The sequence below is a fragment of the Pseudomonas sp. Tav-5-1A genome (genome assembly GCF_055755055.1).
The window spans coordinates 2,873,980-2,890,998 of record NZ_CM146901.1; the positions used below are offsets into that span (position 1 = coordinate 2,873,980).

15 protein-coding genes and 1 tRNA gene are annotated in these 17,019 nt (G+C 67.5%); 6 read left to right on the forward strand and 10 right to left on the reverse strand.

What is annotated here, in order from left to right; genetic code table 11:
- Positions 1 to 3: 3 nt before the first annotated feature.
- The 4 genes from AC0J42_RS13160 to xylA form a co-directional block, all read right to left on the reverse strand.
- Positions 4 to 1,140, reverse strand: coding sequence for a sugar ABC transporter permease (locus tag AC0J42_RS13160; protein ID WP_416423983.1), 1,137 nt, complete (start codon positions 1,138 to 1,140; stop codon positions 4 to 6).
- Positions 1,141 to 2,697 (reverse strand): D-xylose ABC transporter ATP-binding protein, encoded by a 1,557-nt coding sequence (xylG, locus tag AC0J42_RS13165; protein ID WP_473006480.1) that lies wholly within the window; start codon positions 2,695 to 2,697, stop codon positions 1,141 to 1,143.
- An 88-nt stretch (positions 2,698 to 2,785) separates the two neighbouring features.
- Positions 2,786 to 3,787 carry a D-xylose ABC transporter substrate-binding protein gene (gene xylF, locus AC0J42_RS13170; protein WP_416423985.1) on the reverse strand — a complete coding sequence of 334 codons (1,002 nt, stop codon included), beginning with the start codon at positions 3,785 to 3,787 and terminating at the stop codon, positions 2,786 to 2,788.
- 108 nt (positions 3,788 to 3,895) lie between these two features.
- The gene (gene xylA, locus AC0J42_RS13175) at positions 3,896 to 5,212 is read right to left on the reverse strand and encodes a xylose isomerase (RefSeq protein ID WP_473006481.1); all 1,317 of its coding nucleotides are present in this window, start codon (positions 5,210 to 5,212) and stop codon (positions 3,896 to 3,898) included.
- Between the two features lie 152 nt (positions 5,213 to 5,364).
- Between xylA and AC0J42_RS13180 the strand changes: the two genes are divergently transcribed.
- Positions 5,365 to 6,552, forward strand: a complete 1,188-nt coding sequence (locus AC0J42_RS13180) for a XylR family transcriptional regulator (RefSeq protein ID WP_473006482.1) — start codon at positions 5,365 to 5,367, stop codon at positions 6,550 to 6,552.
- 1,178 nt (positions 6,553 to 7,730) lie between these two features.
- Here AC0J42_RS13180 and AC0J42_RS13185 read toward each other — a convergent pair.
- A complete protein-coding gene (locus AC0J42_RS13185; protein ID WP_473006483.1) occupies positions 7,731 to 8,906 on the reverse strand; it encodes an MFS transporter in 1,176 nt (391 codons plus the stop codon).
- Positions 8,907 to 9,000: 94 nt separating this feature from the next.
- On the opposite strand from AC0J42_RS13185, the gene AC0J42_RS13190 reads away from it, so the two are divergent.
- Positions 9,001 to 9,960 carry a LysR substrate-binding domain-containing protein gene (locus tag AC0J42_RS13190; protein WP_416423989.1) on the forward strand — a complete coding sequence of 320 codons (960 nt, stop codon included), beginning with the start codon at positions 9,001 to 9,003 and terminating at the stop codon, positions 9,958 to 9,960.
- A 75-nt stretch (positions 9,961 to 10,035) separates the two neighbouring features.
- Positions 10,036 to 10,111 (forward strand) — tRNA-Phe (locus AC0J42_RS13195).
- 53 nt (positions 10,112 to 10,164) lie between these two features.
- On the opposite strand, the gene AC0J42_RS13200 is transcribed toward AC0J42_RS13195, so the two are convergent.
- Positions 10,165 to 11,085: a LysR substrate-binding domain-containing protein gene (locus tag AC0J42_RS13200; protein ID WP_473006485.1), complete on the reverse strand. Its 921-nt coding sequence runs from the start codon at positions 11,083 to 11,085 to the stop codon at positions 10,165 to 10,167.
- A 97-nt stretch (positions 11,086 to 11,182) separates the two neighbouring features.
- Here AC0J42_RS13200 and AC0J42_RS13205 point away from each other — a divergent pair, with 97 nt between their 5' ends.
- Positions 11,183 to 12,115 carry a DMT family transporter gene (locus AC0J42_RS13205; protein ID WP_473006486.1) on the forward strand — a complete coding sequence of 311 codons (933 nt, stop codon included), beginning with the start codon at positions 11,183 to 11,185 and terminating at the stop codon, positions 12,113 to 12,115.
- Positions 12,116 to 12,194: 79 nt separating this feature from the next.
- Here AC0J42_RS13205 and AC0J42_RS13210 read toward each other — a convergent pair whose 3' ends face one another.
- Positions 12,195 to 13,919 carry an ATP-binding protein gene (locus tag AC0J42_RS13210; protein WP_473006487.1) on the reverse strand — a complete coding sequence of 575 codons (1,725 nt, stop codon included), beginning with the start codon at positions 13,917 to 13,919 and terminating at the stop codon, positions 12,195 to 12,197.
- 95 nt (positions 13,920 to 14,014) lie between these two features.
- On the opposite strand from AC0J42_RS13210, the gene AC0J42_RS13215 reads away from it, so the two are divergent.
- A complete protein-coding gene (locus AC0J42_RS13215; protein ID WP_473006488.1) occupies positions 14,015 to 14,491 on the forward strand; it encodes a VOC family protein in 477 nt (158 codons plus the stop codon).
- Here the strand turns inward: AC0J42_RS13215 and AC0J42_RS13220 are convergent.
- Positions 14,481 to 15,392: a DMT family transporter gene (locus tag AC0J42_RS13220; RefSeq protein ID WP_473006489.1), complete on the reverse strand. Its 912-nt coding sequence runs from the start codon at positions 15,390 to 15,392 to the stop codon at positions 14,481 to 14,483. The two genes, AC0J42_RS13215 and AC0J42_RS13220, sit on opposite strands and share 11 nt — an antisense overlap.
- Before the next feature lie 77 nt (positions 15,393 to 15,469).
- Positions 15,470 to 16,198 (reverse strand): helix-turn-helix transcriptional regulator, encoded by a 729-nt coding sequence (locus AC0J42_RS13225; RefSeq protein WP_473006490.1) that lies wholly within the window; start codon positions 16,196 to 16,198, stop codon positions 15,470 to 15,472.
- An 89-nt stretch (positions 16,199 to 16,287) separates the two neighbouring features.
- On the opposite strand from AC0J42_RS13225, the gene AC0J42_RS13230 reads away from it, so the two are divergent.
- Positions 16,288 to 16,668, forward strand: coding sequence for a termination factor Rho (locus AC0J42_RS13230; protein WP_473006851.1), 381 nt, complete (start codon positions 16,288 to 16,290; stop codon positions 16,666 to 16,668).
- Between the two features lie 126 nt (positions 16,669 to 16,794).
- On the opposite strand, the gene AC0J42_RS13235 is transcribed toward AC0J42_RS13230, so the two are convergent.
- The gene (locus AC0J42_RS13235; RefSeq protein ID WP_473006491.1) at positions 16,795 to 17,010 is read right to left on the reverse strand and encodes a hypothetical protein; all 216 of its coding nucleotides are present in this window, start codon (positions 17,008 to 17,010) and stop codon (positions 16,795 to 16,797) included.
- Positions 17,011 to 17,019 lie beyond the last annotated feature (9 nt).

Here is a 17,019-nt window from a genome sequence, read left to right on the forward strand (position 1 = left end):
CGCTCAACGCCGCCCGCTGCGGGTGCTGACGTCGACCCACACGGCCAGCACCAGGATGCTGCCCTTGACGATCATCTGCCAGTAGCTGTCGACGTCGAGCATCGACATGCCGTTGTCCAGGCTGGTGATCACCAGCGCGCCCAGCAGCGCGCCGTACACCGTACCCGAGCCGCCGCGCATGGAGGTGCCGCCGATGAAGCAGGCGGCGATGGCGTCCAGTTCGCCCATGTTGCCCGCCGACGGCGAACCCGCCGCCAGCCGCGCGGTGTTGACCAGCCCGGCCAGGGCGCACATCACCCCCATGATCCCGAAGATCCACAGTTTCACCGCCTGCACGTTGATGCCCGACAGCCGCGTGGCCTCCATGTTGCTGCCCACCGAGTAGATACGACGGCCGAACACGGTCTGGCTGGTGACGTAGCTGAACACCCCCAGCAGCACCAGCAATAGCAGCACCGGCACCGGAATGCCGTCGTAGCTGTTCAGCGTATAGACGAAGCCCGCCAGCACCGCGCCAATCAGCACCACGCGCAGGCCGTCACGCAGCAGCGGCCGCGCGGCCAGGCCGTGCAGGGCACGGTTGCGGCGCTGGCGCCAGGTGAGGTAAAGGGTCAGGGCGAACAGCAGCACGCCCAGCACCAGCCCCACGGTGGGCGGCAGGTAACCCTGGCCCACGTACACCAGCGGCGCCGACACTGGCGCAATGGTGGTGCCGCCGGTCACCCCCAGCAAAATGCCGCGGAACGCCAGCATGCCGCCCAGGCCGACAATGAACGAGGGAATGCGCAGGTAGGCGGTCATGTAGCCGTTGGCCAGGCCGATCACCAGCCCGCACACCGCCACCAGCGCCAGATTGCCCAGCAGCGGCACGTGGTAGACCACGTCGAGAATCGCCGCCACGCCGCCCAGCAGCCCCAGCAGCGAGCCCACCGACAGGTCGATCTCGCCGCTGATGATCACCAGCACCATGCCGCAGGCGAGGATGCCGGTGATCGACATCTGCCGCAGCAGGTTCGACAGGTTGCGCGGGGTGACGAAGCCGCCCTCGGTCTGCCAGCTGAAAAACAGCCAGATAATGGCCACGGCAATCACCAGCGCGAGCATTTTATAGCGGGTGAACAACTGTTTGACCTGGTTCATCTACGCGAACTTCCCGTTCTGGTTGGCAGGGCTTGGAGGTTGAGTGATGGCGGCGGCGAGCACCTGTTCCTGGGTGAGGCCCTGGTTGGCGAAGTCGCCGCGCAGTTGGCCTTCGCCGATCACCAGCACGCGGTCGGACACCCCCAGCACCTCGGCAAGCTCGGACGACACCATGATGATCGACACGCCCTGGGCGGCCAGGGCGCTCATCAGCTTGTAGATCTCGTACTTGGCGCCCACGTCGACGCCGCGGGTGGGCTCGTCGAGAATCAGCACCCGCGGCTGGGCCAGCAGCATCTTCGCCAGCACCGCTTTTTGCTGGTTGCCGCCCGACAGGCTGGTGATGGGCAGGAACGGGCTGGCGGTCTTCAGGTGCATGCGCGCGATTTCCCGGTCGATGCTGCCCAGCTCGGCCTCGGCGTCGATGCGGGTCAGCTTCGAGTAGTTGTCCAGTACTGCCAGGGTGATGTTCTGGCCCACCCCCAGGTCGGGGATGATGCCCTGGCGCTTGCGGTCCTCGGGCACCATGCACAGGCCCGCGCGAATGGATTTCAACGGCGTGCGGGTGTCAATGCGCTGGCCGTCCAGCCACACCTCGCCGTGGTAATTGCCGGGGTAGGCGCCGAACACCGCTGACACCAGCTCGGTGCGGCCAGCGCCCACCAGGCCGGCGATGCCGAGGATCTCGCCGCGCCTGAGCACGAAAGAAATGTCGTCGACGCGCTTGCGCCGCGGGTTGTCGACGTCGAAGCAGGTGAAGTGGCGCGCCTCGAAGATCACCTCGCCGATGGCGTGGGCCGTGGTGGGGTAGAGGCTGCTCATCTCGCGGCCGACCATCTGGGTGATGATCTGGTTGATGTCGAGGTCGGCCATGGCGGTGGTGGCGATGTGTTTACCGTCGCGGATCACGGCGATGGTGTCGCACACCGCCGCCACCTCGTCGAGCTTGTGCGAGATGTACACGCAGGCCACGCCCTTGGCCTTGAGGTCGCGGATGATGTCCAGCAGCACCTCGATTTCCGAGCGGGTCAGGGCCGAGGAGGGCTCGTCGAGAATCAGCAGGCGCGCCTGCTTGTTCAGCGCCTTGGCGATCTCCACCAGCTGCTGGTAGCCGCCGCCGTACTGCGACACCGGCAGCGACACGTTCATGTCCGGCACCTTCAGCTCGCGCATCAGCGCCTCGGCGCGGTGGATCATGGCCGGGTAGTTCATGCGCCCGCCCGGCAGGGTCAGTTCGTGGCCCATGAAGATGTTCTCGGCCACCGACAGGTCGGGCACCAGGGTCAGTTCCTGGTGGATGATGACGATGCCGGCGGCCTCGGTCTCGCTGATGGACTGCGCGCGCAGCGGCTGGCCGTCCCAGAGGATCTCGCCCTCCCAGGTGCCGTGGGGGTACACCGCCGACAGCACCTTCATCAGCGTGGACTTGCCGGCGCCGTTCTCGCCACACAGGCCCACGCACTCGCCGGGCCTGACCTGGATATCGATGCCGTTGAGGGCTTTCACACCGCCAAAGCTCTTGACGATGCCGTTCATTTGCAGAAGGAATTGGGACATGACTGCGGGCTCGTGGAAGGGGTGGCGGGACGCGGCCTGTGGCCGCTGCTACGGGCGTAGCAGCGGCCGCAGGCCGCGTCTCGGGTTATCACTGCCCGGCGATTTGCGCCTTGCTGTAGAACCCGTCCTTCTCCAGCAGGTCGATGTTGTCCTTGGTCAGCGGGGTAGGGGTGAGCAGGATGGTGTCGACCTTCTTGCTACCGTTGTCGTACTGCGAGGTGTAGGTGGGTTTCTCGCTGCGGGCCAGTTGCACCGAAAGCTTGGCGGCTTCCGAGGCAATAAGCTTCAGTGGCTTGTACACGGTCATGGTCTGGGTGCCATCAAGCACGCGCTTCACTGCCGCAAGGTCGGCGTCCTGGCCCGAGATTGGCACCTTGCCGGCCAGCTTCTGCGCCGCCAGCGCCTGGATCGCGCCGCCGGCGGTGGCGTCGTTGGAGGCGACGATGCCGTCGATCTTGTTGCCGTTGCGGGTCAGGGCGTTCTCGACAATGCTCAGGGCCTCGGTGGGGTTCCATTCCTTCACCCACTGCTGGCCGACAATCTTGATGTCGCCCTTGTCGATGGCCGGCTGCAGCACCTTCATCTGGCCTTCACGCAGAATCTTTGCGTTGTTGTCGGTAGGCGCGCCACCCAGCAGGAAGTAATTGCCCTTGGGCGCCGCCTGCAGCACGCCGTTGGCCTGCATTTCCCCGACCTTTTCGTTGTCGAAGGAAATGTAGGCGTCGATGTCGGCGTTGAGGATCAGCCGGTCATAGGACACCACCTTGATCCCGGCCTTCTTCGCCTCGGCCACGGCGTTGGTCAGCACGGTGGCGTTGAAGGGCACGATGACGATGACGTCGACGCCGCGGGAGATGAGGTTTTCGATCTGCGAGATCTGCTTCTGCTCGTTGGCGTCGGCCGATTGCACGTAGACCTTGGCGTCCATCTTCTCCGCCGCCGCCACGAAGTAGTCACGGTCGCGGGCCCAGCGCTCCAGGCGCAGGTCGTCGATGGAAAAGCCGATCTTGGGGTGGGCGGCGTCGGCCATCACCGGCAGCGAGAGCAGGGCGAGGGCACTGGCCAATAGCGTACGTTTTAACGATTTCATGCTGGGCGTCCTTTTATTGTTGTTTGAGACACTACTTGTCGCCTGAAACTGTAGAGCGTGATTGATACCCGCGCGCAGAGAATTGTCGCGCGAATGTAACCGCTGCCCTCAGGGGTAGATAAAGCGGTTGACCACGCCCTCCAGCAGCTCCTGGCGGCCGCTGACGGCCTGGGGATCGAGGTTGTTGTCGAAGGCATGCTCGGCCAGCGCCTGCAGGCTGAACTCGCCCGCCAGCACCGCCTGGCCGAAGGGCTGGCGCCAGCCGGCGTAGCGCTGGTCCTTGAAACGTTGCAGCTGGTCGTTCTCGACCATGGCGGCGGCACGCTTCAGCGCCAGGGCCAGCACGTCCATGGCGGCCACGTGGCCGTGGAACAGGTCGGTGTCGTCGACGCTCTGGCGGCGCACCTTGGCGTCGAAATTGAAGCCGCCGGTGCGGAAGCCACCGGCCTTGAGGATCTCGTAGGTGGCCAGGGTCATTTCCTCGACGCTGTTGGGGAACTGGTCGGTGTCCCAGCCGTTCTGCGGGTCGCCGCGGTTGGCGTCGATGCTGCCGAAGATGCCCAGCGAGACCGCGGTGGCGATCTCGTGGTGGAAGCTGTGGCCGGCGAGGGTGGCGTGGTTGGCCTCGATGTTGACCTTGATCTCCTTCTCCAGGCCGTACTGCTGCAGGAAGCCGAACACCGTGGCGCTGTCGTAGTCGTACTGGTGCTTGGTGGGTTCCTGGGGCTTGGGTTCGATCAGCAGGTCGCCACGGAAGCCGATGCGGTGCTTGTGTTCCACCACCATGGTCATGAAGCGGCCCAGCTGCTCGCGCTCGCGCTTGAGGTCGGTGTTGAGCAGGGTCTCGTAGCCCTCGCGGCCGCCCCACAGCACGTAGTTGGCGCCCTTGAGCCGCTGGGTGGCGTTCATGGCGCTGAACACCTGGGCGGCGGCCACGGCGAACACCTCGGGGTCGGGGTTGCTGGCGGCTCCGGCGGCGAAGCGCGGGTTGCTGAAGCAGTTGGCGGTGCCCCACAACAGCTGGATGCCGGTGTCCTGCTGGTGGCGTTCGAGGCGGTCGACCATGTGCGCGAAGTTATTGCGGTACTGCGCAAGCGATTTGCCTTCGGGGGCCACGTCGGTGTCGTGGAAACTGTAGTAGTCGATGCCCAGCTTGGTGAAGAACTCGAACGCGGCCTCGGCCTTGGCGATGGCCATCTCCATGGGGTCGGCCACCTGCTGCCAGGGGCGCTTGAAGGTGCCCACGCCGAACATGTCCACGCCCGGCCAGACGAAGCTGTGCCAGTAGCAGGCGGCCATGCGCAGGTGCTCGCGCATGGGCTTGCCCAGCACCAGCGCGTCGGCATCGTAGTGGCGGAAGGCGAGGGGCGACTCGCTGGCCGGGCCCTCGTAGCGAATCTTGTCGACAGCGGGGAAGTAGGACATTCGCGTTTCCTTTGTTGTTCTTGGCGGTGTGCTGATGGTAGCGAGGCCCCGGCCTGCGCCGGTCATGAAAATCACCAACAGGCAGTGCGATTTTGCGTTGAGCTTCTGCCATTCGCGGCCTAGGCTGGAAGCACTGGCCAAGGACAACAACAATGAAAAACCTGCCTCCTGCCCACCGCATTGCGCTGCTGTTCAACGGCAGCAAGGTTTACGACCGCGGCATCATCAGCGGCATCGGCAACTACCTGAGCAGCACCCGCGCGTCCTGGGACCTGTTCCTGGAGGAAGACTTCCTGTGCCGGCTGAACGGCATCGAGCGCTGGCAGGGCGACGGCATCATCGCCGACTTCGACGACCCGCAGATCGGCGAGGCCCTGGCCCACAGCCGCCTGCCGGTAGTGGCGGTGGGCGGCTCGTACCAGGACGCCAGCGCCTACCCGCGGCACATTCCGTACGTGGCCACCGACAACGCGGCGCTGATCAAGCTGGCCTACGACCACCTGATCGAGGCCGGGCTGACGCGCTTCGCCTGCTTCAGCCTGCCGCCGGCCCAGGCCAACCGCTGGGCCCAGGAGCGGGAAAAGGCCTTCCGCCAGCTGATGCGCCGCGACGGCCTGCACGCCGAGGTGTACCGCGGCCTGGGCACCAGCGCGCCGCTGTGGGACAGCGCCGTGGAACAGCAGATTGCCTGGCTGCACAGCCTGCCCAAACCCATCGGCATCATCGCGGTTACCGACGCCCGCGCGCGCCAGCTGCTGCAGGCGTGCCTGACTGCCGGCATTGCGGTGCCGGGGCAGGTGGCGCTAATTGGTATCGACAACGACCCGCTGACCCGCAGCCTGACCCGGGTGCCGCTCAGTTCGGTGATCCAGGGCACGGAAACCATGGGCCGCACCGCCGCGCACCTGCTGCACCAGATGCTCCATGGCATGCCGTCGACGGCGCAGCAGATCCTGGTGCCGCCCGACGCGGTCAACGTCCAGGCGTCCAGCCTGCACCAGCCGCTGGACAACCCTTACGTGATGCAGGCGCTGCACTTCATTCGGCAGTACGCCTGCCAGGGCATCAAGACGGCGCAGGTGGCGGGGTATGTGGGGGTGTCGCGCTCGTCGCTGGAGTCGCACTTTCGCAAGGCCCGTGGCTGCACGGTGCACGACGAGATTCTGAGGTTCCGGCTGGCAGCGGCGGCCAGCCAGTTGCAGGACGGCGCGGTGGCCATCGCCGAGATCGCCAGGCGCTGCGGGTTCACCTCGGCGCAATACCTGCACACGGTGTTTCGCCGTGAGTTCGGCTGCACCCCGCGCCAATATCAGCAGCATAAAACCGTGGATACCGCCTGACGCGGCCTGGTCACCGCTGTAGCCGCTGCCGCCAGGCTGCGCTGGCCCCTGAGTACACTGAAGATCCCCAGCGTGGGTTCGGGCCAGCGCAGCCTTCGGCAGCGGCTACGCGACGGGGTGTCAGCGGCGGCAACGTTGTAGCCGCTGCCGCCAGGCTGCGCTGGCCCCTGAGTACACTGAAGATCCCCAGCGTGGGTTCGGGCCAGCGCAGCCTTCGGCAGCGGCTACGCCACGGGGTGTCAGCGGCGGTAACGTGGTAGCCGCTGCCGCCAGGCTGCGCTGGCCCCTGAGTACACTGAAGATCCCCAGCGTGGGTTCGGGCCAGCGCAGCCTTCGGCAGCGGCTACGCGACGGGGTGTAAGCGGCGGCAACGTTGTAGCCGCTGCCGCCAGGCTGCGCTGGCCCCTGAGTACACTGAAGATCCCCAGCGTGGGTTCGGGCCAGCGCAGCCTTCGGCAGCGGCTACGCCACGGGGTGTCAGCGGCGGTAACGTGGTAGCCGCTGCCGCCAGGCTGCGCTGGCCCCTGAGTACACTGAAGATCTCCAGCGTGGGTTCGGGCCAGCGCAGCCTTCGGCAGCGGCTACGCCACGGGGTGTCAGCGGCGGTAACGTGGTAGCCGCTGCCGCCAGGCTGCGCTGGCCCCTGAGTACACTGAAGATCCCCAGCGTGAATTCGGGCCAGCGCAGCCTTCGGCAGCGGCTACGCGGCAGGGGTGTCAGCGGCGGCAACGTTGTAGCCGCTGCCGCCAGGCTGCGCTGGCCCCTGAGTACACTGAAGATCTGCAGCGTGGTTTCGGGCCAGCGCAGCCTTCGGCAGCGGCTACGCGACGGGGTGTAAGCGGCGGTAACGTGGTAGCCGCTGCCGCCAGGCTGCGCTGGCCCCTGAGTACACTGAAGATCCCCAGCGTGGATTCGGGCCAGCGCAGCCTTCGGCAGCGGCTACGCGGCAGGGGTGTCAGCGGCGGCAACGTTGTAGCCGCTGCCGCCAGGCTGCGCTGGCCCCTGAGTACACTGAAGATCTCCAGCGTGGATTCGGGCCAGCGCAGCCTTCGGCAGCGGCTACGCCACGGGGTGTCAGCGGCGGTAACGTGGTAGCCGCTGCCGCCAGGCTGCGCTGGCCCCTGAGTACACTGAAGATCCCCAGCGTGGGTTCGGGCCAGCGCAGCCTTCGGCAGCGGCTACGCGGCAGGGGTGTCAGCGGCGGCAGCGTACTGGGCGCGCCAGGTCATGGCCAGCACCATCACCAGCCCCAGTGCGCCCATGCCGGCGCCCGCCAGGGAAATGGCCGGGTAGCCCAGGCCTGCGTTGATCACCGCGCCACCCAGGGCCGCGCCAATGGCGTTGCCGAAGTTGAACGCGCCGATGTTCACCGCCGAGGCCAGGTTCGGCGCGTCCTTGGCGGCCTCCATCACGCGCATCTGCAGCGGCGGCACCAGGGCGAAGCTCGCCGCGCCCCACACCAGAATCGCCACCGCAGCCGCCAGCGGCCAGCGCATCAGCACCGCGAAGGCCAGCAGCACCACGATCAACACCGCCAGCGAGACGATCAGCGTGCGGTCCACCGAGCGGTCGGCGGCCTTGCCACCCCAGATATTGCCCAGGGTCAGGCCGATGCCGAACAGCACCAGCATGCCGGTGATGAAGTTGGTGGAGGCGTGGGTGGCGTCGCGCAAAATAGGGGCGATGTAGGTGAACACGGTGAACATGGCGCTGGAACCCACCACGGTCAACGCCAGCGCCGACAGCACCGGGCCGCGGCCGAGCACGCGGATTTCTGCCATCAGGCCATCACCCTTGGGCGCCGGGACGTTGGGCAGGGCGTACCACAGCGAGGCCATGGCCACCGCACCCAGGCTGGCAATGCCCCAGAACGCCGTGCGCCAGCCGAACGTCTCGCCGAACCAGGTGGCCAGGGGCACGCCGCCGATGGTCGCCAGGGTCAGGCCCATGAACATCGCCGCCACGGCGCCGGCGCGCTTGTCCGGCGGCACCACGCTGGCGGCGACGATGGAGCCGATACCGAAGAACGCGCCGTGGTTGAGCGAGGTCACCACCCGCGCCATCAGCAGGGTTTCGTAGTTGCTGGCCAGGGCCGACAGCAGGTTGCCGAGGGTGAAGACCGCCATCAGCCCGATCAGCAGCTGGCGGCGCGGCACGCGGGCGGTGGCCAGGGTCATCAGCGGCGCGCCGATCAGCACGCCCAGGGCGTAGGCGCTGACCAGCAGGCCGGCAGAGGGAATCGACACGCCGAGGTCGGCGGCAATGCCCGGCAGCATGCCCATGGGCGCGAACTCAGTGACGCCGATGCCAAAGGCGCCGATGGACAGGGCGATTAACGGTGGATTGATACGCATAGGTTACTCCTCATCTATGCGGTGAATGCTACGATCGAGGCTTTTACAGCGGTAGTCCCAGTTCGGGACCAACACCTTTGCGTAGGAAGCACAAATGGACATCACCGGGCGTTCGGGGGAAATGGACGTGTTCGTCAGGGTGGCCGAGGCCGGCAGCCTGTCGGGCGCGGCGCGGGCACTGGGGCTGACGCCGTCGTCGGTCAGCCGCATCATCGCCCGCACCGAGCAGCGCCTGGGCACGCGGCTGCTGATCCGCACCACCCGCGCCATCACCCTCACGGCTGAAGGCGAGGCCTACCTGCGCGGCGCGCGGCGGATTTTGGCGGACCTGGCCGAGGTCGAGGACGCCATCACCGACCAGGGCGTGCCGCGCGGCCGGCTGCGGGTCAGCGCCGCCCTGGCCCATGGCCGGCAGACCATCGTGCCGCTGGTGGCGGCGTTCAGCGCCCGTTACCCGGCCATCCTGGTGGACCTGATGCTGGGCGACGAGGTGGTCGATATTCTCGCCGGCCAGGCCGACGTCGCCATCCGCTTCGGCCAACTGGCCGACAGCCCGCTGACCGCGCGGCTGATCGGCGACACCGGCCAGGTGGTGGTGGCATCCCCCGAGTACCTGGCCCGCTGCGGCACCCCGCAGGTGCCCGAAGACCTGCTGGCGCACAACTGCCTGCGCTTCAACTTCCGTCGCGCCACCAGCGACTGGCCGTTCCGCCGCGACGGCGAGGACTTCGCTTTGAAAGTCAGCGGCACCATCGAAGGCAACAGCGGCGAGGCGCTGGCGCAGCTGGCCAGCCTGGGCGCGGGCATTGCGCGCATCGGCGCCTTCAGCGTCGCGCAACAGCTGCGCGACGGCACCTTGGTGCCGCTGCTGGAAGCCTACAACCCCGACGACCGCGAGCCGATCCACGCCGTGTTCATCGGCGGCGCGGCCATGCCAGCCCGCGTCCGCGCCTTCGTCGACTTCCTGCTGGAGCAACATCCCGTGGGAGCTGGCTTGCCAGCGAGCTTTTCGGGCCTCAACAGCTCGCTGGCAAGCCAGCTCCCACAGGCGTAAGTTTCGGTATTTGTTGTATTTTTTTTGTTTTGGCGCTTGACGCATGGGCTGAAAACACGTTTAATGCGCCCCGTTGCCCAGATAGCTCAGTCGGTAGAGCAGAGGATTGAAAATCCTCGTGTCGGCGGTTCGACTCCGTCTCTGGGCACCACAACTTCCGAAACCCCTGATGGCCGCAAGGCGTCAGGGGTTTTTTGTTGGTCGTCATTCCTGCATCGACGCCAGCAGCCACTCACGAAACACCGCCGCGCACGCCGAGCGCCCACGGTGCTTAACCGACACCAGGTATTCGCCCTTGCCGGTGCGGCATTCAAAATCCGTCACCCGTTGAAGCTCGCCCCTGGCCAACGCCTCATCGGCCATGAACGACCATGCCAGGCCAATGCCCATGCCTTGCTGCACGGCGCGGTAGGCCAGGGTCAGCTGGTTGAACACCGGCGCCTTGTCCCGCGGCGAGTAGTCCACGCCCAGGTGGCCGAACCATTGCGGCCAGTCCATGCATTGCCAGGCGCGGGTGTCGATCTGCACCAGGTTGGCCTTGGCCAGCTGCGCCAGGCTGTCGATGGCGGCCACGTCCAGGCCGGGGTGGGCCACCGGGTAGACGATCTCCGGCAGCAGGAAATCGCTGTCCAGGGTCGCCCAGTCGCCGTCGCCGTACAGCACGCCCAGGTCGAAGTCGTTGAGACTGGTGTCGTCGAATTCGTTGATGGCGTGCACGTGCACGGCGATGTCGGGGTAGGCCTTGTTGAACTCGATCAGCTTGGGGAACAGCCAGAACTGCGCCAGGGCGTGGGTGGCCAGCACCGACACAGCGTTGCTCTGGTGCACGTTGCGGATGCGCGTGACGCTCTGGTACAGGGTGCCCAGCAGCACGTTGACGGTCATCAGCAGTTCGTCGCCGGCGCCGGTCAGGGCCACGCCGCGCGGCTTGCGCTCGAACAGCGGCACGCCCATGGCGTCTTCCAGCTGGCGCATCTGCTTGCTCACCGCGCTCTGGGTGAGGAACAGCTCGCCCGCTGCGGCGGTGAAGCTGGCGTGGCGGGCCACGGCCTCGAAGGTGATCAGGGTTTCCAGTGGCGGCAGGGTACGCAGGTAACGGTTGATGATGAGGCTCCTCGCAGGCATTCCCCTGGGGAATGGGTAGCCCACTTTTTATCGCAGGTGGCGGGCGCTGTCCACGGCTAGAATCGCGCCATTAGCGTTAACTGCCAGAGTTGAAACAATGAACCGTGGGATAGTGTTTGCCGTGTTGGCCGGGGCCATCTGGGGCGGGGTGATCATCGCCCCGTCGTTGCTGCCCGAGTTCAATGCGGTGCTGATCAGTAGCGTGCGTTTTGCCTTGTACGGGCTGTTTTCGTTGCTGGTGGCGCTGCCCATGGCCGGGCGCCTGCTGGCGCGGCTCAAGCGCCGCGACCTGTCGATGCTGCTGCGCCTGTCGCTGACCGGCAACGTGCTGAACTTCGCCCTGCTGGGCGCCTCGGTGCAGCTGAGCGGGGTGACCACGGCGGCGCTGATCAACGGCATGCTGCCGGTGGCCATTACCTTCCTGGGGCGCGGCGACGCCGGTTCGCTGCCGATGAAGCGGCTCAAGCTGCCACTGCTGATGGTATTCCTCGGCATCGTATCGGTGAGCCTGCAGCACGCCGGCGGCCATGCTGGCGGCACCTCCCTGGGCCGCCAGCTGCTGGGCCTGGCCTGCGGCCTGAGTGGCGTGGTGTGCTGGTCGTGGTACGCCACCCACAACGGGCGCTACCTCAAGCACAGCCACTTCAACAGCAGCGAGTGGTCGACGCTGCTGGGCATCGTCACCGGCGGCGTTGCCGTGGTGGTGGGCGCGCTTGCCCTGTTGCTGTTCCCCAACCTGGTGCCGACCCAGCTGGACCACGCTCGTTGGATGACCTTCCTGTGGGTAAGCCTGTTCCTGGCGCTGTGCGGCTCGTGGCTGGCCAACAGCCTGTGGAACGCCTGTTCGCGGCGCATGGCCAGCTCCTTGAGCGGGCAGATGATCGTCTTCGAGACGCTGTTCGCCTGCGTCTACGGCTTCGTCTACGGCCAGCGCGCGCCGGGGCTGATGGAGCTGGTGTCGATCGCGCTGCTGGTGGGCGGGGTGGTGTGGGCGGCGCGGCGGCACCAGCACGCGCACATAGCCTTGTAAACCTTGTGGGAGCTGGCTTGCCAGCGAGCTTTTAGGGCCTCAACAGCTCGCTGGCGAGCCAGCTCCCACAAGGCCGGGGTTACGCGGCGGTAATGGCGGTGTTGATGCGGCTGGCCAGGTCTTCCATGGTGAACGGCTTGGTCAGCAGGTGCATGCCCGGCTCCAGCTGTTGCGCCCAGGCCTCGGCGTTGTGGGCGTAGCCGGTGATGAACAGAACCTTGAGCCCAGGGCGCAGGCTGCGGCCGGCGTCGGCCACCTGGCGGCCGTTGATGCCGCCGGGCAGGCCGACGTCGGTGACCAGCAGGTCGATCCGCCGGCCGGACTGCAGGATGTCCAGGCCGCTGGCGCCGTCGGCGGCTTCCAGGGCGGTGTAGCCCAGTTCGTCCAGCACTTCGATGATCAACATGCGCACGGTGGGTTCGTCGTCGATCACCAGCACGGTCTCGCCCTGTTCCGCGTGGGGCAGCGGCGCGGGTGGCAACGGCGCCTGGGCGTCGCCCAGGGTTTCGCGCGAGCGTGGCAGGTACAGGGTCATGGTGGTGCCCTGGTCGGGCTGCGACTGGATGTGCACGCTGCCGCCGGACTGGCGCACGAAGCCGTAGATCATCGACAGGCCCAGGCCGGTGCCCTTGCCGGTGGGCTTGGTGGTGAAGAACGGGTCGAAGGCGTGGGCCATGACGTCGCTGCTCATGCCGCTGCCGGTGTCGCTGACGCTCAGGGCCAGGTACTCGCCGGGCACCAGGTCGCGCTCGCGGGCGGCCTTGGCGGCCAGGGTGCAGTTGCGGGTCTGGATGCCCAGGGTGCCGCCCAGGGGCATGGCGTCGCGGGCGTTGATGCACAGGTTGAGCAGGGCGTTCTCCAGCTGGTTGGCGTCCACCTGGGTCAGCCACAGCGGCTGTTCGCTGTGGATGTCCACCTGCACGGCCGGGCCGACGGTGCTGCGGATCAGCTCCAGCATGCCCAGCACCAGGCGGTTGGCGTCGGTGGGCGTGGGGTCCAGGGTCTGCCGGCGCGAGAAGGCCAGCAGCCGATGGGTGAGCGCCGCGGCCCGGCGCGCGGCGCCCAGGGCGGCGTCCAGGTAGCGCCCGGTCTCGGCGACGCGGCCCTTGGCGATGCGCAGGCGGATCATCTCCAGGCTGCCCATGACGCCGGTCAGCAGGTTGTTGAAGTCGTGGGCCAGGCCGCCAGTGAGCTGGCCCACGGCTTCCATCTTCTGGCTCTGGCGCAGCTGCTGTTCCAGCAGGCGCTGGGCGGTCATGTCGACGCCCACGCCGGTGCGCCGCACGGGCTCGCCGGCGGCGTTGAAGTAGGTGTGGCCGCGCGACAGCACCCAGCGCACCGAGCCGTCGGGGTGGACGATGCGGTATTCCAGCTCCAGGTCGCCGCTGTTGACCAGGCCGCCGGCCATGGTCCGGCGCAGCGCGGCCAGGTCGTCGCCGTGCACGTTGGCGAGAAAGTCCGTGCGCTTGATGCCCTGGGCGCCCTGCACCGGGTCGATGGCGTACAGCTCGCTGATGCCGGCGTCGCAGTAGAAGCAGTCGTTGGCCACCTCGTAGGTCCACACGCCCACGCCGCTGACGGCGGACAGGGCCAGGCGGGCGAAGTCCATGGAGTCGTGCAGGGCGGTCTCGCGCGGCTGTTCGGCGGTGACGTCGCGCGCCTCGGAGGGCGCGGCGTGGAGGATCTGCTGCGCCGCCTGGCGGGCGTCCTCGACGCTGGCGTAATGCCCCTCGCGCACCTGGTTCTCGAGCAGGCTGCGCAAGGCGAGGTCAAGGGCGAGGTCCCGTGGGGCCCGGTAAGGCATGCGCGACTTCTCGGCTGGAAATGGCTGAGCGGCAATTATCACACAACCGCGCAAGCTACGCTTCAGGGTGGACTCATTGCCTGGAGCGCACTGCCATGAACAAGAACACCCTTTGCCTGTGGTACGACGGCACGGCGCTGGACGCCGCGACCTTTTACGCGCAAACCTTTCCCGACAGCGCGGTGGGCGCGGTGCACCGCGCGCCCTCGGACTACCCGGCGGGCAAGGAGGGCGACGTGCTGACGGTGGACTTCACGGTGATGGGCATCCCGTGCCTGGGCCTCAACGGCGGCCCGGGGTTTCCCCACAGCGAGGCTTTCTCCTTCCAGGTGGCCACCCAGGACCAGGCCGAAACCGACCGCCTGTGGCACGCCATCGTCGGCAACGGCGGCCAGGCCAGCGAGTGCGGCTGGTGCAAGGACAAGTGGGGGCTGTCCTGGCAGATCACTCCACGGGTGCTGACCGAGGCGTTCACCGGTAGTGATCGCGAGGCCGCCCGGCGCGCGTTCGAGGCGATGATGACCATGGGCAAGATCGACGTCGCCGCCATCGAGGCCGCGATCAAGGCGTGACCCGGTGGCGCTGGTGGCTGCGCAGGCACCAGGCCACGCCCACCACCAGCAGCACCATGGCGACCACCTCCTGGCGGTCCGGCCAGCGCTGCTCCCAGAGGAAGCCCAGCATCAGCGCGCTGAGGGTTTCGATCACCAGCACCTGGCCGCTCAGCGCCAGGGGCAGCAGGCGGCTGGCCTGGTTCCAGAAGGCGCCGCCGATCACCGAGGCCAGCAGCGCCACCCCGGCGGTGACCAGCACGGCGTGCAGGTCGATAGCGGCCAGGTGGCTGCCCAGCACCGGCACGGCCAGCAGCAGCGCCAGGGCGCCGGTAACCACGCCGGTCAACAGCGCCCAGTCCTGGGCCGAGACGGCGGTCAGCGCCAGGCGCCGGGCGTTGCTGACCGCGTACCAGCTCCAGGTCAGCAGCGCGCCAAACGCGCACAGCAGCCCGACAATGCTGCCCAGCGCGGCGCCGTGCATGGCGTGCAGGCTGATCAACGCCACCCCGGCCGTGGCGCACGCCAGCGACGGGAGCAGCCGGGCGAAGGGCACGGCGCCGGCGTCGCCACGGCCGGCAAGCGCCACCAGCACCGGAATCAGCCCGACCACCAGCGAGGTGGTGGCCACGCCGACCCGCTGCACGGCGCTGCCCACCAGCGCGTAATAGATCAGCGTGCCGACCAGGCTCAGCCAGCCCAGCGCCCGCCAGTCGGCGCGAGTCAACTGCGCGCGCACCTTGCGCCAGCGCGGCAGCAGCAACGCCAGGGAAAACAGCCCGTAGGCGAGAAAGCGCAGCACCGCGAATTCAAGCCCCGACAGCTGCGGCGTCAGCGCCGGGCCGAGAAAGATCACGCCCCAGCACATGCCCGCCGCGACGCCGCAGCCAATACCCTTGGCCAAGGATGGATGAGTTGTCATGCAGCAACCGCCTGATGGAAAGGGCCGCAGTGTGCCGGCTGCGCGCTTCGGCGTATTGGCCCAGGCTGTCGACGCCTTTACCCAGGCTGGCGCGCGGCGTGGCGGTAGGCCGCCGGCGTGGTGTCGCACAGGCGGCGCATGGCCCGGGTTAGGGCGGCCTGGTCGCTGAAACCGACCTTCAGGGCGATATCGGCGAGTGGCAGGCGGCTTTCGGCCAGCCAGCGGCAGGCATGGCGCATGCGCAGCTGCGCCAGCCACGCCTGGGGCGCTTGCGCGTAGCGTTCGGCAAAGCGCCGGTGCAGCTGGCTGACGCTCATGGCGGCGACGCGGGCCATGGCTTCGTTGCTCCAGGCCTGGCCGGGGTCGGCTTCCAGGTGCGCCAACAGACGGTCCATGCCGCTGGCCGGCTGGCCGGCGTCGCGGCCCAGGCTGTCGAGCAACAGCGGCAGCAGGTGTGGCGCACTCTGGGGCAGGCCCTGCGCGCCGAGCAGGTCGGCGAACTCGATCAGGCGGCGGGTGGCGGCGGAGACTGGCACGTAGGTACGGCGCGCCAGGGCGTCGAGGGTGCGCGCCTCGAACCAGGCGTTGGGGCAGTCCAGCACCAGGAAGCGGTTGGCGCCGTCGGCGCGCTGGCCGTGCTCGGCGCCGGGGGCGATCAGCGCCGCCAGCGACAGGTCCAGGCGCGCGCCACGGCCCTGCACCTCCATCTCCATGCCGCCGGCCACGGGCAGCACCAGCTGGGTAAAACCGTGCTGGTGGTGGGCGCATTCGCCGCTGTAGCTACGCAGGTCGAGGGAGGGAGTCACGGCAGTATTCCAGCGAACTAATTCAAAAACAGGGCTTCACACCATTACAGGCCGGAAAAAATCGCCGGCGCCACATAGGGGTGAACATCATGCCACGGGGTAGCAAAGACAAATACACCGCCGAGCAGAAACGCAAGGCCGAACACATCGAACAGAGTTACGAGGATAAGGGTGCATCGAAGAAAACCGCCGAGGCGCGTGCCTGGGCAACGGTGAACAAGCAGTCGGGCGGTGGCGAGAAACCCGGTGGCTCGGGGCGCCACACCTCGAAGGCAAAAAAGGAGACTGCGGCGTCGGATTCGGCCAAGCGTGCGGCAAAGACCCGGCAAGGGCATGGGCGCAGCGATCGTGCTTCGCTGGCCAGCCAGACCAAGGAGAGCCTGATGAGCGAAGCGCGCAGCCGCAACCTTCGTGGGCGCTCGACCATGACCAAGGCTCAGCTGATCGAAGCCCTGCACAAAGCCGCCTGACTGCAGCTGTGTGGGAGCGGGCTCTGCCCGCGAAAAGCACACCGCGATATGTCGGACCAACGCGGTGATCTCTTCGCGGGCAGAGCCCGCTCCCACGCACGTGATTCGCCGGGGAACAGTGTGGGGTCAGTTGCCGTCGGCGACCTTGCGTTCGATTTCGGCGGTTTTCTTTTGCAGGGTCTCGGCGTCCTGCTCCTTGGCGCGGGTGGAGGAAGGGGTGATGGCCTCATCGACGCCACGGGTGTCGTCGTCGCGGTCTTCCAGGTCGCGCTTCACCACGTTCACCGGTTTGCCGGAAGTGTCGGTGGGCGGCGCGTTTTCGGGGCGGTTGTCTGTGCTCATGGTGGTGTC